The following is a 214-nucleotide window of genomic DNA, read 5'->3' on the forward strand; positions in this document are numbered from 1 at the left end:
CGCGGCCAGGGCACCGGCTATTCGGGCATCGAGAACCCGCTGTTCTACAAGGAAAACACCCGCATGTTCTACGGCGACGCCAAGAAATCCATCGACCAGCTCCTGCCCATGATCGAGTGAGCGGGCGATCTCGCTGTTGGTGGCGGCGATGCAGCTCGATGCCCTCAGGTGTCTCCGATATATTCCAATAAACACAACGAGTTGCTGTTGTTAT

Annotated in this window: 1 protein-coding gene; it reads left to right on the plus strand. The window is 56.5% G+C overall.

The window, feature by feature from the left end:
- A partial coding sequence (locus IT40_RS28220) for an NAD(P)(+) transhydrogenase (Re/Si-specific) subunit beta (RefSeq protein ID WP_157034126.1) occupies nt 1–120 on the plus strand: 120 nt, incomplete at its 5' end.
- Nucleotides 121–214: the final 94 nt, after the last annotated feature.

This window comes from Paracoccus versutus (assembly GCF_000763885.1).
Lineage (GTDB): Bacteria > Pseudomonadota > Alphaproteobacteria > Rhodobacterales > Rhodobacteraceae > Paracoccus > Paracoccus versutus.